22 protein-coding genes are annotated in these 25,008 nt (G+C 44.6%); 14 read left to right on the top strand and 8 right to left on the bottom strand.

Annotated elements, in window-relative coordinates:
• Positions 1-107: 107 nt before the first annotated feature.
• On the bottom strand, positions 108-554 hold the full coding sequence (gene fcrX, locus A142_RS21850; RefSeq protein WP_017061956.1) for a ferric iron uptake transcriptional regulator FcrX: 447 nt from the start codon (positions 552-554) through the stop codon (positions 108-110).
• 207 nt (positions 555-761) lie between these two features.
• Between fcrX and A142_RS21845 the strand changes: the two genes are divergently transcribed.
• Positions 762-1,268 carry a DUF4442 domain-containing protein gene (locus A142_RS21845; protein ID WP_019820496.1) on the top strand — a complete coding sequence of 169 codons (507 nt, stop codon included), beginning with the start codon at positions 762-764 and terminating at the stop codon, positions 1,266-1,268.
• A 96-nt stretch (positions 1,269-1,364) separates the two neighbouring features.
• Here A142_RS21845 and fldA read toward each other — a convergent pair whose 3' ends face one another.
• The 3 genes from fldA to A142_RS21830 form a co-directional block, all read right to left on the bottom strand.
• Positions 1,365-1,898 (bottom strand): flavodoxin FldA, encoded by a 534-nt coding sequence (gene fldA, locus A142_RS21840; RefSeq protein ID WP_010436745.1) that lies wholly within the window; start codon positions 1,896-1,898, stop codon positions 1,365-1,367.
• A gap of 58 nt (positions 1,899-1,956) precedes the next feature.
• Entirely contained in the window at positions 1,957-2,175 is a 219-nt protein-coding gene (locus tag A142_RS21835; protein ID WP_004737900.1) for a DUF2788 domain-containing protein, read from the bottom strand.
• A gap of 108 nt (positions 2,176-2,283) precedes the next feature.
• A complete protein-coding gene (locus A142_RS21830; RefSeq protein WP_019820494.1) occupies positions 2,284-3,045 on the bottom strand; it encodes an alpha/beta fold hydrolase in 762 nt (253 codons plus the stop codon).
• 93 nt (positions 3,046-3,138) lie between these two features.
• On the opposite strand from A142_RS21830, the gene seqA reads away from it, so the two are divergent.
• Entirely contained in the window at positions 3,139-3,678 is a 540-nt protein-coding gene (gene seqA / locus A142_RS21825) for a replication initiation negative regulator SeqA (RefSeq protein WP_019820493.1), read from the top strand.
• A gap of 92 nt (positions 3,679-3,770) precedes the next feature.
• A complete protein-coding gene (pgm, locus tag A142_RS21820; protein WP_019820492.1) occupies positions 3,771-5,417 on the top strand; it encodes a phosphoglucomutase (alpha-D-glucose-1,6-bisphosphate-dependent) in 1,647 nt (548 codons plus the stop codon).
• A gap of 121 nt (positions 5,418-5,538) precedes the next feature.
• Here pgm and A142_RS21815 read toward each other — a convergent pair whose 3' ends face one another.
• Positions 5,539-6,297, bottom strand: coding sequence for a DUF1853 family protein (locus tag A142_RS21815; protein WP_019820490.1), 759 nt, complete (start codon positions 6,295-6,297; stop codon positions 5,539-5,541).
• 107 nt (positions 6,298-6,404) lie between these two features.
• Between A142_RS21815 and A142_RS21810 the strand changes: the two genes are divergently transcribed.
• A complete protein-coding gene (locus tag A142_RS21810; protein WP_019820488.1) occupies positions 6,405-7,163 on the top strand; it encodes a Nif3-like dinuclear metal center hexameric protein in 759 nt (252 codons plus the stop codon).
• Between the two features lie 103 nt (positions 7,164-7,266).
• Here the strand turns inward: A142_RS21810 and A142_RS21805 are convergent, their stop codons facing one another.
• Positions 7,267-8,556 (bottom strand): citrate synthase, encoded by a 1,290-nt coding sequence (locus A142_RS21805; protein WP_019820487.1) that lies wholly within the window; start codon positions 8,554-8,556, stop codon positions 7,267-7,269.
• 417 nt (positions 8,557-8,973) lie between these two features.
• Here A142_RS21805 and sdhC point away from each other — a divergent pair, with 417 nt between their 5' ends.
• The 8 genes from sdhC (at position 8,974) to sucD (ending at position 18,589) form a co-directional block, all read left to right on the top strand.
• Entirely contained in the window at positions 8,974-9,366 is a 393-nt protein-coding gene (gene sdhC, locus A142_RS21800) for a succinate dehydrogenase cytochrome b556 subunit (RefSeq protein ID WP_019820486.1), read from the top strand.
• Positions 9,360-9,707, top strand: coding sequence for a succinate dehydrogenase, hydrophobic membrane anchor protein (sdhD, locus tag A142_RS21795; RefSeq protein WP_010436768.1), 348 nt, complete (start codon positions 9,360-9,362; stop codon positions 9,705-9,707). The genes sdhC and sdhD overlap by 7 nt, the downstream gene beginning before the upstream one ends.
• Positions 9,708-11,474, top strand: a complete 1,767-nt coding sequence (gene sdhA, locus A142_RS21790; protein WP_019820485.1) for a succinate dehydrogenase flavoprotein subunit — start codon at positions 9,708-9,710, stop codon at positions 11,472-11,474. It begins immediately after the preceding gene.
• Between the two features lie 12 nt (positions 11,475-11,486).
• The gene (locus A142_RS21785; RefSeq protein WP_010436773.1) at positions 11,487-12,200 is read left to right on the top strand and encodes a succinate dehydrogenase iron-sulfur subunit; all 714 of its coding nucleotides are present in this window, start codon (positions 11,487-11,489) and stop codon (positions 12,198-12,200) included.
• Positions 12,201-12,297: 97 nt separating this feature from the next.
• On the top strand, positions 12,298-15,114 hold the full coding sequence (gene sucA / locus A142_RS21780) for a 2-oxoglutarate dehydrogenase E1 component (RefSeq protein ID WP_019820483.1): 2,817 nt from the start codon (positions 12,298-12,300) through the stop codon (positions 15,112-15,114).
• A gap of 21 nt (positions 15,115-15,135) precedes the next feature.
• Positions 15,136-16,344 (top strand): 2-oxoglutarate dehydrogenase complex dihydrolipoyllysine-residue succinyltransferase, encoded by a 1,209-nt coding sequence (gene odhB, locus A142_RS21775; protein ID WP_019820481.1) that lies wholly within the window; start codon positions 15,136-15,138, stop codon positions 16,342-16,344.
• A 206-nt stretch (positions 16,345-16,550) separates the two neighbouring features.
• Positions 16,551-17,717, top strand: coding sequence for an ADP-forming succinate--CoA ligase subunit beta (gene sucC, locus A142_RS21770; RefSeq protein WP_019820479.1), 1,167 nt, complete (start codon positions 16,551-16,553; stop codon positions 17,715-17,717).
• Positions 17,717-18,589 carry a succinate--CoA ligase subunit alpha gene (gene sucD, locus A142_RS21765; protein WP_004734209.1) on the top strand — a complete coding sequence of 291 codons (873 nt, stop codon included), beginning with the start codon at positions 17,717-17,719 and terminating at the stop codon, positions 18,587-18,589. The genes sucC and sucD overlap by 1 nt, the downstream gene beginning before the upstream one ends.
• 140 nt (positions 18,590-18,729) lie before the next feature.
• Here sucD and znuB read toward each other — a convergent pair whose 3' ends face one another.
• Both znuB and znuC read right to left on the bottom strand, forming a co-directional pair.
• The gene (gene znuB / locus A142_RS21760) at positions 18,730-19,515 is read right to left on the bottom strand and encodes a zinc ABC transporter permease subunit ZnuB (protein WP_019820476.1); all 786 of its coding nucleotides are present in this window, start codon (positions 19,513-19,515) and stop codon (positions 18,730-18,732) included.
• The gene (gene znuC / locus A142_RS21755) at positions 19,515-20,297 is read right to left on the bottom strand and encodes a zinc ABC transporter ATP-binding protein ZnuC (RefSeq protein WP_010436800.1); all 783 of its coding nucleotides are present in this window, start codon (positions 20,295-20,297) and stop codon (positions 19,515-19,517) included. Before znuC ends, znuB begins: the two co-directional genes overlap by 1 nt.
• Positions 20,298-20,380: 83 nt before the next feature.
• On the opposite strand from znuC, the gene znuA reads away from it, so the two are divergent.
• Together znuA and A142_RS21745 are read left to right on the top strand one after the other, a co-directional pair.
• Complete coding sequence (znuA, locus tag A142_RS21750; RefSeq protein ID WP_019820473.1) at positions 20,381-21,265, top strand: zinc ABC transporter substrate-binding protein ZnuA; 885 nt, start codon at positions 20,381-20,383, stop codon at positions 21,263-21,265.
• A 269-nt stretch (positions 21,266-21,534) separates the two neighbouring features.
• Complete coding sequence (locus tag A142_RS21745; RefSeq protein ID WP_069591580.1) at positions 21,535-24,897, top strand: helix-turn-helix domain-containing protein; 3,363 nt, start codon at positions 21,535-21,537, stop codon at positions 24,895-24,897.
• Positions 24,898-25,008 lie beyond the last annotated feature (111 nt).

Here is a 25,008-nt window from a genome sequence, read left to right as displayed (position 1 = left end):
CTTAGAGCCGGTTTTTTTGTGTCTGAATAATATGGGATAAGTATCGGAGAATCGTACTTATGTAGGACCATATAAAAAACGCCGGCCTAAGCCAGCGTTCTGTATTACTACTTCGCTTTATGCGCGTCTGGATTGCCTTTGCAATCTCCGTTAATGCTTTTGCCGTACAAGTACAAACTGTGGTTTGTTAATTGCACGTTGTAACGCTGAGCAATCTCTTTCTGTCTTTCTTCGATGATGTCATCAGAGAATTCGATCACTTCGCCACAATCTAAACATACAAGGTGGTCGTGGTGGTGCTGTGTAGAAAGTTCAAATACAGACTTGCCGCCTTCGAAGTGGTGACGAGTTACAATGCCAGCGTCATCGAATTGGTTAAGTACTCGATAAACGGTTGCAAGACCGATTTCTTCACCTAAGTCGATCAGCTTCTTATATAAATCTTCAGCACTAATATGTTGGCAGTCTGGCTGTTGTAATACTTCTAAAATTTTGAGCCGTGGAAGGGTCACTTTAAGACCTGCATCTTTTAGCGCTTGATTATTGTCTGACATATACTTTCCTGTTGATGATCTGCAGCAATTAACAGAATTCAATATTAATACCATTATAGTTTAGTCAGGCATAACAATAAACCACGAACTTCAAAGGGTTACTTACTGACATCACAATCTGTTTTGTAAATTGGAAGTATCTCACTTATAGTGGAGGTACGACCAGTCAAGGTGGCGGTGTTTCTGATATGAACATGGAATGTTGTTATGAATAAGCAACTCGCAAAAATATATAAACCCAACATTGTAAAATTTGCTCTTAATATTTGGCCCCCCTTTTGGGGAGCAGGTATTCGAATAGCCCACATTAGCGCTGACTTTAGGGTTGTTAAGACAGTACTTAAGCTACGCTGGTGGAATAAGAACGCCAATCGTACTCAATATGGCGGCAGTATCTTTTCTCTTACCGATCCCGTTTACTCATTGATGTTAATGGGAATTTTAGGTGAGCGATATTATGTTTGGGATAAAGAAGCGAGCATTAACTTCATCAAGCCGGGGCAATCGGACTTGTATGCAGATTTTGAGATAAGCCAAGGGCAGCTTGACGATATCTATCGTCAGACACAGCTCGGTGAAAAGTGTTTTCCTGAATTTATTATTCATGTGAAAGATAAGCAGGGTAATGTGGTGTCAGAAATTCAACGCACCCTCTATGTAAGAAAGAAGCCTCAATTTAGAGATGATGATGAAGCATTAGAAGCTGAGTGCTAATTAATAGACGTTAAATGGCAAAAAACCTCCCATAAGGAGGTTTTTTCATATCTATATAATGGTTATTAATTGTAACAATTAACAACCATCAGATAATTAGTCTTCTAGCTCTGCTAGGCACATCTCTTCGTGGATTTGTTTAACCCAGTTAGATACGCGCTCATCAGTTAGCTCAGGTTGACGGTCTTCATCGATACATAGACCAACGAATTGGCTGTCATCGCCTTCAACTAAACCTTTCGATGCTTCGAATTCGTAGCCTTCAGTTGATGTGTGACCTAGGATAGTACCGCCTTTCGCTTCAACGATGTCACGGATAGTACCCATAGCATCGCAGAAGTATTCTGCGTAATCTTCTTGGTCGCCACAACCAAAGATAGCAACAAGCTTAGTTGAGAAATCAATAGCTTCTAGCTCTGGGAAAAAGTCATCCCAATCACATTGTGCTTCGCCGTAGTACCACGTAGGGATACCAAGCAGCAGTAGATCGAAGTTATCGATATCTTCTTTGCTGCTTTTTGCAATGTCTTGAACGTGAACGAGCTGTTTGCTCAATTGCTTTTGAATCATCTTAGCAACAGCTTCAGTGTTACCTGTATCGCTACCAAAGAAGAGACCTACACTTGCCATAGAATCATTACCTTTCATTTTGTCTGTTGTCGGTGTAATAAAGTTCGGAAGAGAATCGTTAGATCCCAGTTCCTTCCCAGCTTAGTTGGATTATCCCTTTGGCGATAAAACCCGCACAGCCAAGGAAAAGTACTAACCATACGATGCGACGACCAAATGGAGGAACATTTCCTTGCTTGAGAACGTCCTTAATTGCCATACCGATCAAAAAGAAAATCGCGGCAAATAGGAGATCTAAACCAACAGATTCAATGATGTTCATGTAGTCGTAAAGCATGGGAACCTTATATACCAATTTTGCTTGGGCGCACTATATCACTGTTGCGAGATAAAGTTAATGTGCAGTGATTACTCAGCTCTCATTTATCTGCATGAAAAAGCGCGCTTAAGCGATGAATTTTCGAATTGCTCTCAGCACTTCAGCTGGCTTTTCTGCGTGTAGCCAGTGGCCGGTATTCGCAATAACGTGCGCCTTTGCGTTAGAAAATTGCTGTTGGACCGCAGTTTGGTGCTCAGCCGTGAGGTAGTCAGAATCCCCACCTTTTATTAGTAAGGTTTTGACTGAGGTTTTGTCGATCGGTTCCCAACCAATAATGTGTGGGTAGTTGCTCAGTAACGAAGCGACGTTAAAGCGCCACTCCATAATGCCTTGTTCTGACTTAAACAGTGATTTTGTTAAGAATTGGCGAACACCGTCTAATTCGATATGTTTGGCGAGCACTTTAAGTGCTTCGGCACGAGATCCTGGCTTTTCTTCAATGACCGCTTGTAAGCCAGCGAATACGTTATCGTGACGGCTTTGGGTGTAAGCGACTGGTGCCATGTCCAATACAATCAGTTTACGCAGCTCTAGATGTTGGGTAAGCGCCATAGCAACTTTTCCGCCCATCGAGTGACCAATGACAGTAACGTCATTCAGCTCAAGATCTTTCAACAGTTGAGCGACATCTTGTGCCATCGCTTGGTAATTATGAGTATCACTGTGGAAGGATTGTCCGTGGTTACGAAGATCGATACTCAGTACCTGATGATCGACTTTTAGATCCCTGGCCAGCAAGCCTAGGTTGTCCAGATTACCGAATAATCCATGGATCAAAACTATGGTGTGACCCTCACCTTCGATTTTATAGTTGAGCTGTACTGACATTTTTATCTTATTCATGGTGGGTTTGACGTAGAGTATCCGCGCGGATCTCGCTATAATCCCCCTGAGTTTAAACATTGAGATTGTGAAAAGCGAATGAAAACAATTGAGGTTGATGAGGACCTATACCGTTTTATTGCGGGTCAGACAGAACGTATTGGCGAAAGCGCTTCAGATATTCTGCGCCGCTTGTTACAGGTTGATAGCCAAGGCATGGCTCCGATCGAAGAGATCGTAGAGCCGAAAGGTATCGTTGTTAGCAAAGAGGTAGGCTTTACTCCAGAGAAGTTCGATGGCGTTAAAGAAATGCGCTCACTACTAATATCAGATGAGTTTGCGTCATTAAAGAAAGCCATTGATCGTTTCATGCTAGTGTTATCAACACTGCATAAAATCGACCCTTTAAGCTTTTCAGAAGCAACTCAAGTAAAAGGCCGTAAGCGCGTTTACTTTGCAGACAACGAAGCGACGTTGCTAGCAAACGGCAACACGACTAAGCCTAAAGCCATTCCACAAAGTCCTTTTTGGGTTATTACAAATAATAATACTAGCCGTAAAAGACAGATGGTTGAGCAGCTTATGAGCCGCATGAGTTTCCAAGCAGAATTGATAGAAAAAGTAACAGGTTCAATTTAACGAAATCTGATTTAAACCTCATAATATCCATGGATAAGAAGATATTATGAGGTTTTTTTGTTTTTAAATTTTATATATAAGGATGTCGAAAAATGGCTATGCACCCTCGTGCTGGGCAAAAAGCTCAGCAGGAAGATCTTCATAATATTCCGGCTTTAGTGGCTAACTATTTCTTACAGCAACCGGATGCGACCAACCCAGATCACAAAGTACTGTTCGGTACTTCAGGTCACCGCGGTACAGCAGACAAATCAACATTTAACGAAAACCACATTCTAGCAATTGCACAAGCGGTTGCTGAAGTTCGTGCCGAGCAAGGTACAACTGGCCCTCTTTTCTTAGGAAAAGATACTCACGCTCTATCTGAGCCTGCGTTCTCTACGGTTATCGAAGTGCTTGTAGCGAACGGTGTTGAAGTTATTATTCAAGAAAACAATGGCTTTACTCCAACACCTGGTATCTCGCACGCGATTCTTACGCACAACCTAGTGAATGACAAAAAAGCCGACGGCATTGTTATCACACCTTCGCATAACCCACCTCAAGACGGTGGTATTAAATACAACCCGACACACGGTGGTCCAGCTGAAGCTGAACTGACTCAAGCGATTGAAGACCGTGCGAACGTGATCATTGCTGAGCAAATGCAAGGTGTTAAGCGTACGCCGATCGCACAGGCTAAACAGTCTGAGCTAGTAAAAGAAGTCGACCTAGTAGCGCCATACGTCGCTGATTTGGTTAACGTCGTGGATATGGAAGCGATCCAGAAAGCGAACATCAAGATTGGTGTGGATCCTCTGGGTGGCAGTGGTATTGATTACTGGCGTCAAATTGGCAAAGCGTACAATCTAGATCTTACTCTGGTAAGTGAAGCGGTTGACCCTTCATTCCAATTCATGTCTCTAGATAAAGATGGCGTGGTTCGTATGGACTGTTCTTCTCCATACGCAATGGCTGGCTTACTGGCGCTTAAAGACGAGTACGCTCTAGCGTTTGGTAACGACCCAGACTACGATCGCCACGGCATCGTGACACCTAAAGGCTTGATGAATCCAAACCATTTCTTAGCGGTTTGTATTGATTACCTATACCGTAACCGTGAAGGTTGGGGTAAAGACGTTGCTGTTGGTAAGACACTGGTATCAAGCGCATTGATTGACCGTGTTGTTGCTGACTTAGGTCGTGAGCTTTGTGAAGTGCCAGTTGGTTTCAAATGGTTCGTTGATGGTCTTTACAACGGCCAGTTTGGCTTTGGTGGTGAAGAGAGTGCAGGTGCTTCTTTCCTACGTAAAGACGGTACGCCTTGGTCAACAGATAAAGATGGCCTGATTCTTTGCCTACTTGCGGCTGAGATCACAGCTGTGACAGGTAAGAACCCACAAGAATACTACGAAGAACTTGCCGCTAAACACGGTGAATCTAAGTACAACCGTATTCAAGCGGTAGCAAATGGTGCACAAAAAGACGTGCTGAAGAAACTATCTCCAGAGATGGTTTCTGCTGAGACGCTGGCTGGTGATGCAATTACTGCACGCCTAACACACGCTCCAGGTAATGGCGCTGCGATTGGTGGCTTGAAAGTGACAACTGAGAACGGCTGGTTTGCTGCGCGTCCATCAGGCACTGAAGACATCTACAAGATCTACTGTGAAAGCTTTAAGGGTGAAGAGCACCTGAAAGCAATCGAAGCAGAAGCTCAAGAGATTGTTAACCAAGTATTTGCAGCGGCTGGCCTATAATCGAATCTCGATTACTAGAGTTGCTACGTAAATAGAAGAAGGGTTGATGTGAACGCATCAGCCCTTTTTATTTGTGTTGATTTTGTATAAGCGTGAAAGGTAAGTGAGTTAGCTTAGACGACTAACCGTGTGGCCAACTTTGTGGCATCACAAACCAGAATTGCCCGGACTTGGTTTGCCCATGGACGAAGCGGTCACCAAACTCGGTGATAGGTTGACTGCTGAAATCATCCGTCCCTGCCGCCCATTGTTCTTTGGTGAGAGGGTAGAGCGCTTCAGTGATTAGATGAGCTTGGTTTTGATAGCACCAAAAGCCGTTTACTTGGCTCGGGTTAATGTCGTAGCCCAAACATTCAGTAGGTACGTTTTGCTCTAAGAATGGGTTGGTGTATAGACGACCTTGCATGAGGAGATGTTTTGAGTCGACATCGATCTCTGGATACTGCTCAATAAAAGCGGATGAAGATGACATACCAAGCTGGTGGCTGAGCATCCTTTTGAGCTTCTTATCCAATTGATCGTGAGAGTTGGGGCCAAACCAAGTTTGTTCGTGGAGCAGGTAAAACTTAATCGCCACTTCCCAGTGTTCTAACTTTTGGTTGTTCGCTTTTTCGAGAATAAAGTCGATTGCGCCGAGTGTTCTACCCTCAACATTAATCTGGATCTCATCGTGCTTGATTGAATAATTATCCGAAGCAGTGATGACTTGTTCACATAAGTGTTGGTAGAGAAAGCCTAATCTAGGATTACCATCATAAGTATGTGCGTCGTCGAGCTCTTGGTGGTTTGAGAATGCAGTGAGATCAGAAATCGGTGGCTTGATTTCTAGTAATGGTGGTGAGTCGATGACCCATTGGTAAAAACGTTGCAGTGCTGTCATCTCTTCCTCATAAACATAGCTCTTTATAAACATAGCCCTGGGGCTTTCGACATTCTACCCGTAAATTGATATAACGACGTTATTATAAAGGTAAGCTGGAAATAAAAATGAATAACTTACAATTAGAAAAGCTACTTAACGAAAAACTGCAGCCACAACAGATTAAAGATTATTGCCCGAACGGTCTTCAAGTCGAGGGTGCATCTGAAGTGAAGCGCATCGTTACTGGTGTAACAGCCTCTCAAGCTCTGATTGATAAAGCGGTAGAATTGAATGCCGATGCTTTGTTGGTTCATCACGGTTTCTTTTGGAAAGGTGAGTCAGAAGCGATTCGTGGCATGAAGGGCAAGCGCATTCGTACTCTGATTAAGAATGACATTAATCTTCTAGGTTATCACTTACCTCTCGATATCCACCCTGAACTTGGTAACAACGCCAAGCTCGCTGAGCTGCTTGATATTGAGGTAGAAGGTGGCTTGGAAGGGCACCCACAATCGGTTGCAATGTTTGGTAAATTAAAAAAACCAATGACAGGTGCTGAGTTTTCAGAAAAAATTGATCATGTTCTAAATCGTAAACCACTGCATATTGCTCCTGAAAACGCCGATAAAATGATTGAAACGGTAGGTTGGTGTACTGGTGGTGGTCAAGATTACATTGAGCTGGCGGCTTCTCAAGGTATTGATGCATTTATCTCTGGTGAAATTTCAGAGCGCACAACTTACTCGGCTCGTGAGCAAGACATCCACTACTTTGCCGCTGGTCACCACGCAACAGAGCGCTACGGTGTTAAAGCATTGGGCGAGTGGTTAGCAAAAGAGCATGGATTGGATGTTGAGTTTATCGATATCGATAATCCGGTTTAAGAACAGATGCGAGATGAGGAATACGAGTCGATTGTATCTCGTAGAAAAGAAAAGGGGTTGATGTTCTTACATCAACCCCTTTTAACATTATGCTTTATAGCGACTATTCACGTTCGTAAAGTGCTTTAAAGTCACGTTGTTCTTCACCAGTATATAGCTGACGAGGGCGACCGATACGGTTCGTCGGATCGCTGTGCATCTCGTTCCAGTGTGCAATCCAACCGATAGTACGAGACATCGCGAAGATTACTGTGAACATAGACACTGGAATGCCGATTGCTTTCAGAATGATCCCTGAATAGAAATCTACGTTCGGGTATAGCTTCTTAGAAACAAAGTACTCATCAGATAGAGCGATACGCTCAAGTTCCATTGCTACGTCTAGTAGTGGATCTTGGATGTTTAGCTCTTTAAGTACTTCGTGACACGCTTCGCGCATTACTGTTGCGCGTGGATCGTAGTTCTTGTAAACACGGTGACCGAAGCCCATCAAACGGAATGGGTCATCTTTGTCTTTTGCTTTCGCAACGTATTCTTCAATGTTATCTACGCTACCGATCTCTTCAAGCATACGCAGACAAGCTTCGTTTGCACCGCCGTGAGCAGGGCCCCAAAGTGATGCGATACCTGCAGCGATACATGCAAACGGGTTAGCCCCAGATGAACCAGCAAGACGTACTGTAGACGTAGAAGCATTCTGTTCGTGATCAGCGTGTAGAGTAAAGATTTTATCCATTGCACGAGCGACGATAGGGTTCACTTCATACTCTTCACATGGGTTTGCAAACATCATGTGTAAGAAGTTTTCTGCGTAGCCAAGATCGTTACGTGGGTAGATAAACGGCTGACCGATTGAATATTTGTAACACATTGCTGCCAGTGTCGGCATTTTTGAAATCAGGCGGTATGCCGCAATTTCACGGTGTGTATCGTTGTTTACATCAAGTGAGTCGTGGTAGAACGCCGCTAGAGCACCTACAACACCACACATTACAGCCATAGGGTGAGCGTCACGGCGGAAGCCGTGGAAGAAACTAGCAATTTGCTCATGCACCATAGTGTGACGTGTCACGGTAGTCTTGAACTTTTCGTACTCAGCTCGAGATGGGGCTTCACCGTAAAGAAGTATGTAACATACTTCTAAGTAATCAGCGTTATTGGCAAGTTGGTCAATTGGGTAACCACGATGTAAAAGAATACCTTTTCCACCGTCAATAAAAGTGATTTGAGACTCACAGGATGCAGTGGCAAGAAAACCAGGGTCAAAAGTGAAAAAACCATTAGAACCTAGTGTACGAACATCGATCACTGGAGTACCAAGTACACCTTCTGTAATCGGCAGCTCGATTGGCGCTTGACCTTCAATGTGAAGGGTAGCTTTCTTATCCGCCATAACAATCTCCTTTGTTTATTATTTAATCCGTCCAGGATGTTTATGTGCCATTTTTTTACTGGTCTTACGTGGGAAAGTCAATTTTTCTGCAGCTTTGTGTGCACTTGTTAGTGTTTTTTACATTAAATTCGTTAAAAATCTGGTCTGTGTAGCATTATTTGTTACATCAATTGTATTAGAATGTTGCCAGCCGTATAGTGGCGCTGAAAAGTTTGGTTAAAACCTTATAAATGCAAGGCTAAGAAGAAATGTGAGGTGTCTTTCTTAATCGAGCAGTTAACAATTATTTTACAATTATCTAAGGCTCAACTTCAGTTATTTGTTAAGTTAATGTTAAATTTTGAAGGTTAGCAATCAAATTTTGTCCATAACAATATCATAAGGTTATTTAATGACCATAATGCTCAATGGAGCTGAGTGAGCAAGCCCGTGAAAGAAAGAAAGACAAGACCTGTTAATTTAGATTTACAGACCATCCACTTTCCAATCACAGCAATAGCTTCCATCCTACACCGTGTGTCTGGGGTGATAACTTTTGTCGCGATTGGAATTTTGCTTTGGTTACTATCCATTTCCCTCTCATCCCCAGTAGGCTTTATGGAAGCTAGCGACATTGTCGATGGTTTCTTCGTGAAGTTTATTCTGTGGGGCATTTTAACCGCTTTGGCTTACCACATTGCTGGTGGTATTCGTCACCTTCTTATGGACCTAGGTCACTTTGAAGAGCTGGAATCTGGCGCTAAGAGCGCTAAGGTTGCATTCGCAGCAACAGCGGTATTGTCTCTACTAGCGGGGATCTTAGTATGGTAAACAACGTTTCTACTTTTGGTCGTAATGGTGTTCATGATTATCTACTGATTCGTGCAACTGCCATCATTATGACGCTTTACACTATCTACCTAGTAAGCTTCTGTGCTTTCTCTGGTGATATCTCTTACGCATCTTGGACGCAATTCTTTGGTGGAACATTCACTAAAGTCTTCACCATGTTAGCGCTTACTTCTGTTTTGGTTCACGCGTGGATCGGCCTATGGCAAGTACTAACTGACTACATCAAATGCGCAAAACTGCGTGTTGGTCTTCAAGTTGGTGTTGTTGCAGTTCTTCTTGGATATTTTTTCTCTGGTCTGTTTATTTTGTGGGGTGCGTAAGTGACTATTCCTGTTCGTGAGTTTGATGCCGTAGTTATCGGCGCTGGTGGTGCAGGTATGCGTGCCGCACTGCAAATTTCTGAGCAAGGCCTATCTTGTGCATTGCTTTCTAAAGTTTTCCCTACTCGTTCTCATACAGTTTCTGCGCAAGGCGGCATCACTGTTGCTCTTGGTAACGCGCACGAAGACCATTGGGAACAACACATGTATGACACAGTAAAAGGTTCTGATTACATCGGTGACCAAGACGCTATCGAGTACATGTGTAAAAACGGTCCTGAGTCGGTAATCGAACTTGAAAAAATGGGCCTACCTTTCTCACGTTTTGAGAACGGTACTATTTACCAACGTCCTTTCGGTGGTCAATCTAAAAACTTTGGTGGTGAGCAAGCGGCTCGTACCGCAGCTGCAGCCGACCGTACTGGTCACGCACTGCTTCATACGCTTTACCAACAAAACATTAAACACAAAACGACGGTTTTCTCTGAGTGGTATGCACTGGATCTTGTGAAGAACGAAGATGGTGCAATCTTAGGTACAACCGCGCTTTGTATGGAAACTGGCGAAGTTTGCTACTTCAAAGCGAAGGCAACAATCCTTGCTACTGGTGGTGCTGGTCGTATCTACGCTTCGACAACTAACGCACACATCAACACTGGTGACGGTGTTGGTATGGCGATTCGTGCTGGCGTTCCAATGCAAGACATCGAAATGTGGCAGTTCCACCCAACGGGTATTGCTGGCGCTGGTGTATTGGTAACGGAAGGTTGTCGTGGTGAAGGTGGTTACCTTCTCAATAAAGACGGCGAACGTTTCATGGAACGTTACGCACCAAACGCTAAAGACTTAGCGGGTCGTGATGTTGTTGCTCGTTCAATGATGGTTGAAATTCGTGAAGGTCGTGGTTGCGATGGCCCTTGGGGTCCACACATCAAGCTTAAGCTTGATCACCTAGGTAAAGAGACACTTGAATCTCGTCTTCCTGGTGTATGTGAACTGTCTCGTACCTTTGCTCACGTTGATCCAGTAAAAGAGCCAATCCCAGTAATCCCAACATGTCACTACATGATGGGTGGTGTTCCAACACAAGTTTCTGGTCAAGCTATTAAGCAAACCGAAGATGGCACTGATGTTGAAATCCAAGGTCTATTTGCTTGTGGTGAAATCGCATCAGTATCAGTACACGGTGCAAACCGTCTAGGTGGTAACTCACTGCTTGATTTGGTGGTATTTGGTCGTGCAACAGGTCTACACCTAGGTGAGACTCTGAAGAAGCAAGACGAAGCGAAACCAGCAACTGAAGCCGACATTGAGCGTTCTCTAGAGCGTTACAACCGTTGGGAAAACAGCACAGACGGCGAAGATCCAGCGCAAATCCGTAAAGATCTTCAGCAATGTATGCAGAACAACTTCTCGGTATTCCGTGAAGGCAAAGCAATGGCTGAAGGCCTAGAAGAGCTAAAAGCGATTCGTGAGCGTCTGAAGAATGCACACCTATCTGATAAGTCTACAGAGTTCAACACTCAACGTATTGAGTGTCTAGAGCTTGAAAACTTGATGGAAACGGCATTCGCAACGGCTGTTGCTGCAAACTTCCGTACAGAGAGCCGTGGCGCACACGCTCGATTCGATTTCCCTGACCGTGATGATGAGCAATGGCTATGCCACTCACTTTACAACCCAGAGTCAGAGAGCATGACTAAACGTGGTGTAAACATGGAACCTATCCATCGTGAAGCGTTCCCACCAAAAGCACGTACGTACTAAGGAGATATGACCATGAAACTGAATTTCTCTTTATACCGTTACAATCCAGATGTCGACCAGAAGCCTTATATGAAGGAATACACTCTAGAAGTGGATGAAGGTTCAGACATGATGCTTTTGGACGCGCTTATTCTGTTGAAAGAGCAAGATCCAACAATCTCATTCCGTCGCTCATGCCGTGAAGGTGTATGTGGCTCGGATGGTTTGAACATGAACGGTAAGAATGGCCTAGCGTGTATCACGCCATTGTCTGCGCTTTCGGGCCAAGACAAGATTGTGATTCGCCCACTGCCTGGCTTACCCGTTGTTCGTGACCTGATTGTAGATATGACTCAGTTCTACGATAACTACGAAAAAGTGAAGCCATTCTTAGTGTCTGATGGCAATGTGCCACCGGCTCGTGAAAACTTACAAAGCCCTGATGAGCGTGCTCATTTAGATGGATTGTACGAATGTATCATGTGTGCATGTTGTACAACGTCATGCCCATCGTTCTGGTGGAACCCTGACAAATTCATCGGACCAGCAGGCCTGCTTGCAGCGTACCGTTGGCTAATTGATAGCCGAGATACCGCGACAGACGAACGTTTGTCCGATCTTGATGATGCATTTAGCGTTTTTCGTTGCCATGGCATCATGAATTGTGTAAGTGTTTGTCCTAAGGGATTAAATCCGACGAAAGCGATTGGTCACATCAAGACCATGCTAGTGAATCGTTCGGTTTAAGTTATATAAAAATTGCCGCCCTAGAAGTTTTGGGGCGGCCTTTTAATAGCTCGGCATAGACCGCAGCAAACGTGAAAACTACTGGTTAAGGGAAAATATGCACAACGGCGTGATGAAGGCATGGCTCGAGTCTTCACACTTGGCTGGCGCCAATGCAACGTACGTAGAAGAACTCTATGAACTGTATCTAAGTGACCCAGATTCGGTAAGTGACGAATGGAGAAGTGTTTTTGAAGAACTGCCTGTGCAGGCTTCAGAGACAGTGGAACAACCACACTCTCGTGTTCGTGAATACTTCCGTCGACTCGCTCAAGAAACAAAGCATTACAGTGTCCAAGTTAGTGATCCAGATGTCGATGCGAAACAAGTAAAAGTTCTGCAACTTATTAATGCCTATCGATTCCGAGGGCATCAAGCAGCAAATCTAGACCCCCTAGGTTTATGGAAAAGAGCGACAGTTGATGAACTGGACCCTTCTTTCCACACTCTTACCGAAGATGACCTCAATGAGACGTTTAACGTCGGCTCTTACGCCATTGGCCAAGAGACGATGGTGCTTAAAGATCTCTACAAATCTCTAAAGCAAACTTATTGTGGCTCTATTGGTGCTGAATACATGCACATGACAAATACAGAGCAAAAGCGTTGGATCCAACAACGTTTAGAGTCTGTATCTGGTCAACCCTCTTTCAATAAAGAAGAAAAGCAAGCTTTCCTAGAAGAGCTAACTGCTGCTGAAGGTCTTGAGCGCTATCTTGGTGCCAAATTCCCAGGCGCAAAACGCTTCTCGTTGGAAGGTGGTGATGCTCTTATCCCAATGACGAAAGAAATTATTCGTCATGCTGGCGGACAAGGCATGCGTGAAGTTGTTGTTGGTATGGCTCACCGTGGTCGTCTAAACATGTTGGTCAACGTGCTTGGTAAAAAGCCACAAGACCTGTTTGACGAGTTTGCCGGCAAGCACGATGACACGTGGGGTACTGGTGATGTGAAATACCACCAAGGCTTCTCTGCGGACTTCGCAACGCCAGGCGGCAACGTTCACTTAGCACTAGCATTTAACCCATCTCACTTAGAAATCGTAAACCCGGTAGTTATCGGTTCAGTACGTGCACGTCAAGATCGCCTTGGTGATAATGACGGTAGCCGTGTACTTCCAATTACTATCCACGGTGACTCAGCTATCGCTGGTCAGGGTGTCGTACAAGAGACGTTTAACATGTCTCAAGCGCGTGGTTTCTGTGTTGGTGGTACGGTTCGTATCGTTGTAAACAACCAAGTTGGTTTTACAACGTCTAACCCTCGCGATACACGCTCTACGATGTACTGTACCGATATCGCGAAGATGGTTCAGGCTCCGATTTTCCACGTTAACTCTGATGATCCAGAATCGGTTGCGTTCGTTGCGCGTCTTGCATTGGATTACCGTAATACGTTTAAGCGTGATGTTGTTATTGATTTGGTTTGTTACCGTCGCCACGGTCACAATGAAGCCGATGAGCCGAACGCAACACAGCCTTTGATGTACCAAAAAATCAAAAAGCACCCAACACCACGTAAGCTTTACGCTGACGTGCTAATGGAGCGCGGTGAGTTTGGTATTGATACAGCAACTCAGCTAGTTAACGAATATCGTGATGCACTTGATCACGGTGAAGTTGTGGTTAAAGAGTGGCGTCCAATGGCACTTCACTCAGTAGACTGGTCTCCTTACCTAGGTCACGATTGGAATATCGAGTGGGATAACAAAATTGATATCGAGCGCCTGAAAGAGCTTGGTACTAAACTTTGCCAATACCCAGACAGCCACAAGCTGCAAAGCCGAGTAAATAAACTGTACAACGATCGTACTGCCATGGTGAATGGTGAGAAACAAGTCGATTGGGGTATGGCTGAAACTCTGGCTTACGCAACACTTGTTGATGACGGTAAGCGTATTCGTATCTCAGGCCAAGATTCAGGTCGTGGTACGTTCTTCCACCGTCACTCAGTACTGCATAATCAATCAGATGCAAGCACGTATGTTCCTCTTGCGAACATTCATGATAAACAAGGGCCATTCCAAGTGTTTGACTCTGTGTTATCTGAAGAAGCGGTACTCGCATTTGAGTATGGTTATGCAACAGCAGAGCCAAGCGGTCTAACCCTTTGGGAAGCACAATTTGGCGACTTCGCAAACGGTGCACAAGTTGTTATCGACCAATTCATTTCATCAGGTGAGCAAAAGTGGGCACGTCTATGTGGTCTAACTATGCTGCTTCCTCACGGTTATGAAGGCCAAGGCCCAGAGCACTCTTCTGCACGTCTTGAGCGTTACCTTCAGTTATGTGCTGAACAAAATATGCAGGTTGTTGTTCCTTCAACACCGGCACAGGTTTACCACATGATTCGCCGTCAGGTTGTTCGACCAATGCGTCGTCCACTGATTGTAATGTCACCTAAGTCATTGCTTCGTCACCCTCTGTGTACTTCTTCTCTTGAAGATTTGGCAGAAGGTACGTTCCAACCAGCTATCGCAGAAATTGATGATCTGGCTCCTGAGAACGTAAAACGCGTCGTGTTCTGTTCAGGTAAGGTTTACTTTGACCTGCTTGACCAAAGACGTAAGAACGAGCAAGACGATGTCGCTATTGTACGTATTGAGCAACTTTACCCGTTCCCTTATGAGGACGTGAGAGCTGCCATCGCACAGTACACAAATGTAGTCGATTACGTTTGGTGTCAAGAAGAGCCACAAAACCAAGGTGCTTGGTACAGTAGCCAACATAATTTCCGAGCTGCTATCCCAGTAGGTGCTGATATTCAATACGCAGGTCGTCCTGCATCAGCATCACCAGCTGTTGGCTATATGTCAGTACACTTGAAACAACAAAAAGCGTTAGTTGACGACGCTTTGACCCTACTTAAGAACTAGAAGTAAAAGGAAAATACGCACATGACAATTGAAATTCTGGTTCCAGATTTACCTGAATCTGTGGCTGATGCAACAGTTGCTACTTGGCACAAAAAACCGGGCGAAGCGGTTGCACGTGATGAAGTCATTGTAGATATCGAAACAGATAAAGTAGTTCTAGAAGTACCGGCTCCTGAAGCGGGTGTTCTGGAAGCTATCATCGAAGAAGAGGGCGCTACGGTACTTTCTAAGCAGCTTCTGGCTAAAATCAAGCCGGGTGCTGTCGCTGGTGAACCAACGAAAGACACCACGGAAGATGCCGAAGCTTCTCCTGATAAGCGCCATAAAGCTGCGCTAACAGAAGAGAACAACGACGCACTAAGCCCAGCTGTTCGTCGCCTGCTTGCTGAGCACAACCTACAACCAGCTGACGTTAAAGGCACTGGTGTTGGTGGTCGTATTACTCGTGAAGACATCGACGCACACTTAGCAGCAGCGAAAGCGGCTCCGGCAGCAGCATCTGCACCAGCAGTTGAAGCGCCAGCAGCGGCTCGTAGCCAAAAACGCGTGCCTATGACTCGCCTACGTAAGACAGTTGCAAACCGTCTTCTAGAAGCGAAAAACAGCACAGCAATGCTGACTACTTTCAACGAAGTGAACATGAAGCCAATCATGGACCTTCGTAAGCAGTACAAAGACCAATTCGAGAAGCGTCACGATACGCGTCTTGGTTTCATGTCTTTCTACGTGAAAGCAGTAACAGAAGCGCTAAAACGTTTCCCAGAAGTGAACGCTTCTATCGACGGTACAGATATCGTTTACCACAACTACTTTGACATCAGCATGGCAGTATCAACGCCACGTGGTCTAGTAACTCCAGTACTGAAAGACTGTGACACACTAGGTTTTGCTGACATCGAAAAAGGCATCAAAGAGCTAGCAATCAAAGGCCGTGACGGCAAGCTAACGGTTGATGAACTGATGGGCGGTAACTTCACTATCACAAACGGTGGTGTATTTGGTTCTCTAATGTCTACGCCAATCATCAACCCGCCTCAAGCGGCAATTTTGGGTATGCACAAAATCCAAGACCGTCCAATGGCTGTTGATGGCAAGGTAGAGATTCTGCCAATGATGTACCTAGCGCTTTCTTACGACCACCGTCTAATCGATGGCCGTGAATCAGTTGGCTTCCTAGTGACCATCAAAGAGCTTCTAGAAGATCCTGCACGTCTGCTATTAGACGTTTAGTATCGCTAAAACGTCTAGTTAACCCCGTTAGCTAGACGTAAAAAGTTTCAAAGGCTAGGCTGCTCAACGTCTGGCCTTCACTTGAGCTGTAAAGCCATTAGAAAATGGACAGCAGTTTATTTGAGAAGACCCTACAGACGTAACACAGGAAACTGTGTCGTTATGGAAATAATAATCCCTTAAGGGAAAATAAACGGAATATCAAAATGAATTTGCATGAATACCAAGCCAAACAGCTGTTTGCAGAATTCGGTTTGCCTGTACCAGAAGGTTTCGCATGTGATACTGCGCAAGAAGCTTTCGAAGCTGCAGGTCGTATCAGTACAGCCAAGAAAGTCGTTAAGTGTCAAGTACACGCTGGTGGTCGCGGTAAAGCTGGCGGCGTAGAGCTACATGACACGAAAGAAGGCGTTAAAGAGTTTGCACAAAAGTGGCTAGGTAAAAACCTAGTGACTTACCAAACAGACGCTAATGGTCAGCCTGTAACAAAGATCCTAGTTGAAGAAGCATCGAACATTGCTAACGAACTTTACCTAGGTGCTGTTGTTGACCGTGCAACGCGTAAAATTGTATTCATGGCGTCAACTGAAGGCGGTGTGGACATTGAGAAAATCGCTGAAGAAACTCCAGAGTTGATTCACCAATCAGCGATCGATCCTCTAGTGGGCCCTCAAGCTTACCAAGGCCGTGAATTGGCGTTCAAACTTGGTCTAGTTGGCGATCAAATCAAACAGTTCGTTAAGATCTTCATGGGTCTTGGCAAAATGTTCTCTCAGTACGACCTAGCTCTACTTGAAATCAACCCGCTTGTAATTACTGGCGAAGGCAACCTGCTTTGTCTTGACGGCAAGATCAACATTGACTCAAACGCAATGTACCGTCAGCCAAAACTTCGTGAAATGCACGATCCATCTCAAGAAGATGAGCGCGAAGCACACGCAGCACAGTGGGAACTGAACTACGTAGCACTAGATGGCAATGTTGGCTGTATGGTTAACGGTGCAGGCCTTGCTATGGGTACGATGGATATCGTAAACCTACACGGCGGCAAGCCAGCAAACTTCCTTGATGTAGGCGGCGGCGCGACCAAAGAGCGTGTAGCTGAAGCATTCAAGATCATCCTTTCTGATGACAATGTTAAAGCAGTACTAGTAAACATTTTCGGTGGCATCGTTCGTTGTGACATGATCGCTGAAGGTATTATCGGTGCAGTTAAAGAAGTCGGCGTAACAGTTCCTGTAGTTGTTCGTCTAGAAGGTACAAACGCAGACCTAGGTCGCGAAGTACTTGCTAATTCTGATGTTGATATCATTGCAGCTGAATCTCTAACAGATGCTGCTCAGAAAGTTGTTGCTGCTGCGGAGGCTAAATAATGTCTGTATTAATTAACAAAGACACTAAAGTAATCTGTCAGGGTTTCACTGGCGGTCAAGGTACATTCCACTCAGACCAAGCGATCGCATACGGTACGCAAATGGTTGGTGGTGTTTCACCTGGTAAAGGTGGTCAAACTCACCTAGGCCTTCCAGTATTCAACACAGTACGTGAAGCAGTAGAAGTAACTGGCGCAACTGCAACAGTTATCTACGTACCAGCTCCTTTCTGTAAAGATGCAATCCTAGAAGCGATTGATGCAGGTATCGAACTGATCGTAACGATCACTGAAGGTATCCCTACAACAGATATGATCGACGTTAAAGTGAAGCTAGAAGAAACTGGCGTTCGCATGATCGGTCCTAACTGTCCAGGTCTTATCACTCCAGACGAGTGTAAGATTGGTATCATGCCTGGTCATATCCACAAGAAGGGTAAAGTAGGTATCGTATCTCGCAGCGGTACTCTGACGTACGAAGCAGTTAAGCAAACAACAGATGAAGGCTTTGGTCAGTCTACATGTGTTGGTATCGGTGGTGACCCTATCCCAGGTTCAAACTTCATTGATATCCTAAAACTTTTCCAAGAAGACCCAGAAACTGAAGCAATCGTAATGATTGGTGAAATCGGTGGTACTGCGGAAGAAGAAGCGGCTGAGTTCATCAAAGCAAACGTAACTAAGCCAGTTGTATCTTACATCGCTGGTGTTACTGCTCCTCCGGGCAAACGTATGGGCCACGCAGGCGCAATCATCTCTGGCGGTAAAGGTACTGCTGAAGATAAATTCGCAGCACTAGAAGCAGCAGGCGTTAAGACTGTTAAGTCTCTTGCTGACATCGGTAAAGGCCTACGTGAAATCACGGGTTGGTAACCAGCTGGCTTTTATCGATTGAGATAGAAGTTAACTGAACGATATTAAAAAGGCTTGGTCACTGACCAAGCCTTTTTAATGTTCTCGAGATACGAGATCGTACTGCTAAGTGCTAAGTGCTAAGTGCTAAGTGCTAAGTGCTAAGCTCGGCTTCTAACCATTTGAGATAACATAAACATCGCAGCTGCACTGATAACAACAGACGGGCCAGCGGGCGTATCATAGAACCAAGACAAGCTTAACCCTCCGAAGACTGCGATAGAGCCAATAACCGATGCGAGGAAGGCCATCTGCTCAGGTGTGCTCGAGAACTTCCTTGCCGTTGCTGCAGGAATAATCAGTAGCGATGTCATGATTAACGCACCCACAAATTTCATACCGACAGCAATCACAATACCAACCAATAGCATCAAAATCAGACGCATTAAATCAATGTTGATGCCATCAACCGCCGCGAGATCCTCGTTAACCGTCGTTGATAGTAGTGGTCGCCAAAAGATAGCAAGCACTAAACCAATCACTGCAGCACCCGCATAGATGAACACTAAATCGGTCGGAGATACTGCAAGCAAGTCACCAAACAGGTAGCTCATTAGGTCAACACGAACGTTGTCTAAGAAGCTTACCGCTACAAGGCCTAAAGAGAGCGCGCTGTGCGCCAAAATACCGAGTAGGGTATCGGTCGCGACCAGCTTTTGTTTTTGCAATGTCACGAGTAACACGGCCAGCATCAAACAACAAATCAGCAGCGCGAAATACAAGTTAATGTTGAACAGAAAGCCAAGTGCTAAGCCCATCAAAGAAGCGTGAGCAAGGGTATCACCAAAGTAAGCCATCTTGCGCCACACCACGAATGAACCTAGTGGGCCTGCAATAAGAGCAATGCCTAAGCCTGCAAGAATAGAAGGTAGAAGAAACTCAAGCATTAGTGGTGATGTCCGTGTTTATGGTTGGAGCAGTCGTGCACATCTCCAGAAACTGGCTGGCCGGCCAAGTCATGGTGATGGTGGTCATGTTGGTGGTGGTAGAAAGCCAAACTCTCTTGAACCGCGGTACCGAATAGCGCGATATAAGAAGGGTGGTGCTTGATATCAGCTGGTGCACCAGAGCAACAGATGTGGTGATGCAGACAGATCACATCGTCTGTTTTTGCCATCACTAAATGCAAGTCATGTGAAACCATAAACACAGCACAACCAAAGCGGTGACGGATGGAATCTATCAGATCGTAAAGATCGATTTGGCCTTGTACATCAACACCTTGTGCGGGTTCATCAAGAACGAGCAGATCGGGTCTTTTCAAAAGAGAGCGAGCGATCAGCACACGTTGGTTTTCGCCACCAGACAGTTGATGCATGTTACTTTTCATCAGGTGTTCAGCGCCCACTAGCATCAAAGACTCTAGGATCTCTTGTTTACTGAATTTTCCGGTGAGCTTAAGAAAACGCTCTACATTGAGAGGCAGAGAGTCGTTCAGCTTTAGCTTTTGAGGAACGTAACCAATTTTTAGTTTTTTTGATTTGGTGATCTTTCCGGAATATTTGTTCTGGAGCCCAAGTAGTACCTTAACTAAGGTTGATTTCCCCGCGCCATTTGGCCCAATTAGGGTAGTGATTCTGCCACGCTCTAAATTTAGAGATATGTTGTCTAAAACTTTTCGACCGTCAAATTCGACGCTCACAGAATCTAGTTGGATTAAGTTATCCATGAATAGAACTCATTTGCAATTCGCTAATGTTATAATGTAACATTTACCTCAAGCCTAAGCTACTTTTCTATTATCGAGGGATTATGTCACGTTCATCTTTTATACTTGCTACTTTGCTTTTAGCGCCAAGTGTCGCAAGTGCCAATACTATTCTAACAAGCTTTAAACCAATTCAAATGATTGTGACGGAATTAACGCAGGGCGTTAGTGAACCGGATGTGTTGATGAACAGCAATGCTTCGCCGCACGATTATGCGCTTAAGCCATCTGATGTCAAAAAAGTTCACAGTGCCGATATGGTTATCTGGTTTGGTCCTGACCTAGAAGCCTTTCTGACTAAGGTGATTGGTTCAAAAGAAAACGTTATCAAGATCAGTGAGATTCCAGGAATTAACTTGCGAGAGTTCGGACATGATAACCACGATTCTCATGAAGGACATAATCATGGTAGCCATGACCCGCATTTTTGGTTAGGTATCGATCAAGTTGAAGTAGCCGCAAAATATATCTCGGCAAAGTTGATTGAATCTGACCCTGATAACGCAATGGCGTATCAAGAAAACCTAGATTCTTTCCTGCTTGCTTTGAAAGAAAAGCAGCAGTCTATTCATGAACAACTTGCGCCAGTGAAAGATAAAGGTTACTACGTATTCCACGATGCGTATGGTTACTTTGAGCAAGAGTTTGAACTGAATAACTTAGGCCACTTCACGGTGAGCCCAGAGCGTAAACCGGGTGCAAAAAGCCTGATCGCTATTAAGAAAACGCTAGTACGCGACAATGTTCAATGTGTATTCTCAGAGCCTCAATTTACTCCCGCTGTAATTGAATCAGTGACTCGCGGAAGTAACGCTAAGCAAGGGCAACTTGATCCTGTTGGTTCACAGGTTGAAGTGAAGAGTGGAAGTTATTTCGATTTTCTTCAGCAACTTACAGACAGCTACACCAGCTGCTTGAGTGCTAAGTAATCAATAACCAATATTCCTAACGACACTTTGCTCTCGTTAATTTATGAATCATGCCGCTTTTTGCGGCATTTTCGTGACCGCTAAGATAAAACCTCTCAACAAATAGCAAACCTCCTTTCTCCTTTGTTAATTTCCGCTAAAATAGAAAGATAATAATAAGCACAAAAAAACTGGATTTTTGGTTAAGCAGCGAATAAGACGTTGTGGACACCATAATTTCATGTGTTATTGCTGTTCAGGATGAAAAGTTGTATCGAATTATCTTCAGAATGTTCATGTTAATGAGCATTTCATTTAGCGTTCTCGCGGTAAATACATCACCCTCCGTTTTCTACCCTTTGCCCGTTCAAGCGCAAGGGAATTTTCTTGCGGCTAAAAACTTGTACTTAGGTGCCGGTGGCGGGCTATGGGTTCATGATGTCCATGGAAAAGTACTCTTTTACGATGGTCGAACTCTATTCCCTCGCAAGGGTAGCTTACTGCAATTTTCTTCGGAAAGAGTCGCTTTTCTGAACGATGAGTTTTGGACATTTTTCGATAACGAGGTGTATCGACATACCCCTGGAATTGGCAACGAATTGGCGTTTAGCCTAAGTCCCGGTGCTGAAATAACCAATATCGGTGCATCAGGCGATTATATTTGGGTTACTGACGGCAGTAATTTCTATACCTACAACACTCAATCTTTAGAATTCAACACCTACTCTCTGCTCAAATTGTACCGATACAATAACAGCAGTGACATTGCGATTAACGACGCTGAGTGGGTGTTATCAAAGTGGGTGCTAGCGACCAGTTCTGGCGTTTACCTTTCTGAGAATCAAGAGTTTACCCATGTCACCGCATCCGACAAAAATCATATTGAGACGGTTTATTTTTCGAATGCTCGACGAGAGTTAGTGATCGGTACTTTAAATGGTGCTGTGATTGTAGACCTCGCGAACCCAGATAAAGAGACCATCGTTAAAGGGTCGCATGTTCTTTCGTTGGCCGAAACTTCGGACCAGTATTGGATTGGTACAGAGCACGGCCTTATTAGCTACAACTTTATTACGGGACAAATTACTCGATTCGAACAAGCCGCTAATCAAGACTTCTCGTTACCGGGTGAGAAAATATATTCGTTGATAAACGATCATGCTGGTGGCATGTGGGTTGCGACAAACAACGGTATCCGATACTTCTCACTGTTCAGCAAAACCTTCTCGAGAACCCCCCTAACTGGAATGGGCATGCATTCGAGTAGTGTAGTGATCAATAAAGTACTGCCTGTTAGTGACCAGTTATCTTGGGTCGCGTCCTCAATGGGACTCTACTTGGTTGACTCTGAAAGTGAAGAGAACCCAATTCGTGTTTACTCTAATCCCGTTAATGATTTTGAGCTCTTTGGCTCTTTCATTTGGTTAGCGACTGAACAAGGCATCATCAGTCTAAATACGGAAACGCTACAACCCGAAGCCCTTGATTTACCAAGGCCAATTGAGGGAGTGCGTGTTGAAAACCTTGCGCTTCAGGCTGATAACGTTCTTTGGATGACCTCTGGGCAAAACCTCTATTCGTTATCTATCGAAACCATGAAACTGACGAGTTATGGTACTGACTGGTTAGTCGACAAGTTCTTGCCTGCAAAGATCACCGCTCTCAATGTAGGCTTGCTAGGTCGTATCTATATAGGAACAGACCATGGTTTCTACTCGTTCATTGATAAACGAATTAGCTTTAGTCGTTCAAGCGAACGGTTTGGCAAAGTCGTCGATATTGAAAAAGCGAAGGATGGAGCGCAGTGGTTTGCTAGCAGTTATGGCGTGTATCGAATCCCGGATGACAGCTCTATTATTCAAGAAATCACTCTTGTTGAAGACAATATTAGACCTAACTGCCTGATCAGCGATGACAATGGTGTTTGGTTAGGCTCTTCGAAAGGCATCAGTTATTACGGGTTGGATGGGCAGCTGCATAAACACATCGGTTCGCCATTTGGTTTGATCACCAATGAATTGGCGGCAGGAGCGTGTGCTCTGTTTTACAGTGAAGAGAGCCAACCTTCGAGGCTTGTTTTCGGCTCAAAGTATGGCGTAGTCAGCGCGTTGTCTAACGAGTTACTGGTATCAACCACACCTCATAGCCGTGCCTTGTTGAGTAAGATAAGTGTCGACCAACAAACGGTGTCACTTGGCGGGAAAACGGCTGAACTGGATGAGATTCCTTATGGCTCATCGATGGGGTTTAAGCTAGGTATCTTGCCAGCAACGTTCGCACCAGCGATGGAATATCGACTGAGCGACGATGAACCATGGAGTGAGTTTGAAGGGGGCTTGTTAACGCTCGACCATCTTCTTCCTGGGGATTACACACTTGAAGTGAAGCCGGTCAAGGACTCCCATTATCGCTTTGTGTCAACCAATCAAAGCTTCTCGATTGCGGAGCCTTGGTATCTGACCAATTGGGCTGCAGCAAGCTCTCTGATGTTACTGATTGGCGTTGTGACTATCTTGGTCTTTTGGCGTTCTCGTTATGTCACTTTTGCCAACAGGCACTTAAAAGCGCAAGTTGCATTGAAGACGGATCAATTGAGGCACCAAAGCCGGATATTGCTCGCGACTAATCAACAGCTTAAAAAGCAGCTATCCGTTAAGAATGCGCTTGTGTCTCATACTGCCAATGACCTCTCTTCTGAAGTGAATCAGATTGCTGCGATGATCCCGAATTGGAATGACGAGCACGGGAAGTCGCCAATTCTAACCTTGAAAAATGGCTTAGCCCAATTGAGCAATACTCCTCAAGGGAAAGGGCAAGTTTGTTACGATATAATTTTAATCTTAGAAGCGGTACTCAAAGCTTGGCAGGACGACTTAGCTAAAGCTGGTATTGAACTGGATATTAAAGTCGAAACAAAACAACGATATGTCTCGTTGCTGTATTTTAATCTCGATATTATCTTCAATAGCTTGGTTGGGAGTATCATCAAGAGAAACTTTAAGTCGCAGAGTATGGTGGTTCTGGTTGAAGAGGTTAAGGAGCATCTTGTTGTAACCATTCGAGATCATGGCATGCCTTTTCCTAAATTGGCATCAAGCATGAGTGACAACACCGGAAAATCGACTGATCTAAATATCGAAAAATTACCTCTATTGATGAATCAGAGTGGTGGTGAACTGAACGCGTTTGTTTCTGACTATCAAAATAAGGTTCAGCTTTCGTGGCCGATTGAATATCAAGTGCTGGATAATCTGGAAGCCAGCACAATTGAGCAGATAGAAACCATTAAACTTGCCGCTTCAACGCCAGAGCAACAAAGGTTGAGTGCTGAACAAGAGTGGAAAAACAGAGTGTCGCAGCTTGTGAGTGAAAACTACGCTGATGCCGAGTTCAGTACTGCAACTGCTGCTAAGTATTTGTTTATGTCTGAGAGAAGCTTACAGAGACGCTTTAAATCGGCTTATAACAAGACCTTTAAAGAGCACTTGAATGAAGTGCGTTTAGAGCATGCGTGCGAGCGGTTACTTGCGGGAGAGAAGATCTCAGACGTCGCGTTTGATTCGGGGTTCAATGACCCTTCCTATTTCAGTCAAAGGTTTAAGCACCACTTTGGTATGTCACCATCTAAGTTTGCTGAAAACAACGAAGAGTAGCGCGCAGCGGATACTCAGCTAGAACATAAATAAAGATACTTTAGCCTCTACATTCGTGTTGGGGCTTTTTTACGCTCATATGAGATAGAGATAGAGATAGAGATAGAGATA

The organism is Vibrio splendidus 12E03 (assembly GCF_000272105.2).
Taxonomy (GTDB): Bacteria; Pseudomonadota; Gammaproteobacteria; order Enterobacterales; family Vibrionaceae; genus Vibrio; species Vibrio splendidus_I.
This window is presented reverse-complemented; position numbering and strand designations above follow the sequence as displayed.

What these genes read in the sequence shown, in the direction of transcription:
- pgm (WP_019820492.1), top strand. Translation starts at nt 3,771, where the DNA reads ATGGCTATGCACCCTCGTGCTGGGCAAAAAGCTCAGCAGGAAGATCTT.
- fcrX (WP_017061956.1), bottom strand. Translation starts at nt 554, where the DNA reads ATGTCAGACAATAATCAAGCGCTAAAAGATGCAGGTCTTAAAGTGACC.
- A142_RS21805 (WP_019820487.1), bottom strand. Translation starts at nt 8,556, where the DNA reads ATGGCGGATAAGAAAGCTACCCTTCACATTGAAGGTCAAGCGCCAATC.
- znuB (WP_019820476.1), bottom strand. Translation starts at nt 19,515, where the DNA reads ATGCTTGAGTTTCTTCTACCTTCTATTCTTGCAGGCTTAGGCATTGCT.
- znuA (WP_019820473.1), top strand. Translation starts at nt 20,381, where the DNA reads ATGTCACGTTCATCTTTTATACTTGCTACTTTGCTTTTAGCGCCAAGT.
- A142_RS21745 (WP_069591580.1), top strand. Translation starts at nt 21,535, where the DNA reads ATGTTCATGTTAATGAGCATTTCATTTAGCGTTCTCGCGGTAAATACA.
- sucA (WP_019820483.1), top strand. Translation starts at nt 12,298, where the DNA reads ATGCACAACGGCGTGATGAAGGCATGGCTCGAGTCTTCACACTTGGCT.
- A142_RS21810 (WP_019820488.1), top strand. Translation starts at nt 6,405, where the DNA reads ATGAATAACTTACAATTAGAAAAGCTACTTAACGAAAAACTGCAGCCA.
- A142_RS21815 (WP_019820490.1), bottom strand. Translation starts at nt 6,297, where the DNA reads ATGACAGCACTGCAACGTTTTTACCAATGGGTCATCGACTCACCACCA.
- A142_RS21785 (WP_010436773.1), top strand. Translation starts at nt 11,487, where the DNA reads ATGAAACTGAATTTCTCTTTATACCGTTACAATCCAGATGTCGACCAG.
- A142_RS21835 (WP_004737900.1), bottom strand. Translation starts at nt 2,175, where the DNA reads ATGCTTTACGACTACATGAACATCATTGAATCTGTTGGTTTAGATCTC.
- seqA (WP_019820493.1), top strand. Translation starts at nt 3,139, where the DNA reads ATGAAAACAATTGAGGTTGATGAGGACCTATACCGTTTTATTGCGGGT.
- fldA (WP_010436745.1), bottom strand. Translation starts at nt 1,898, where the DNA reads ATGGCAAGTGTAGGTCTCTTCTTTGGTAGCGATACAGGTAACACTGAA.
- sucC (WP_019820479.1), top strand. Translation starts at nt 16,551, where the DNA reads ATGAATTTGCATGAATACCAAGCCAAACAGCTGTTTGCAGAATTCGGT.
- A142_RS21830 (WP_019820494.1), bottom strand. Translation starts at nt 3,045, where the DNA reads ATGTCAGTACAGCTCAACTATAAAATCGAAGGTGAGGGTCACACCATA.
- sdhD (WP_010436768.1), top strand. Translation starts at nt 9,360, where the DNA reads ATGGTAAACAACGTTTCTACTTTTGGTCGTAATGGTGTTCATGATTAT.
- A142_RS21845 (WP_019820496.1), top strand. Translation starts at nt 762, where the DNA reads ATGAATAAGCAACTCGCAAAAATATATAAACCCAACATTGTAAAATTT.
- odhB (WP_019820481.1), top strand. Translation starts at nt 15,136, where the DNA reads ATGACAATTGAAATTCTGGTTCCAGATTTACCTGAATCTGTGGCTGAT.
- znuC (WP_010436800.1), bottom strand. Translation starts at nt 20,297, where the DNA reads ATGGATAACTTAATCCAACTAGATTCTGTGAGCGTCGAATTTGACGGT.
- sucD (WP_004734209.1), top strand. Translation starts at nt 17,717, where the DNA reads ATGTCTGTATTAATTAACAAAGACACTAAAGTAATCTGTCAGGGTTTC.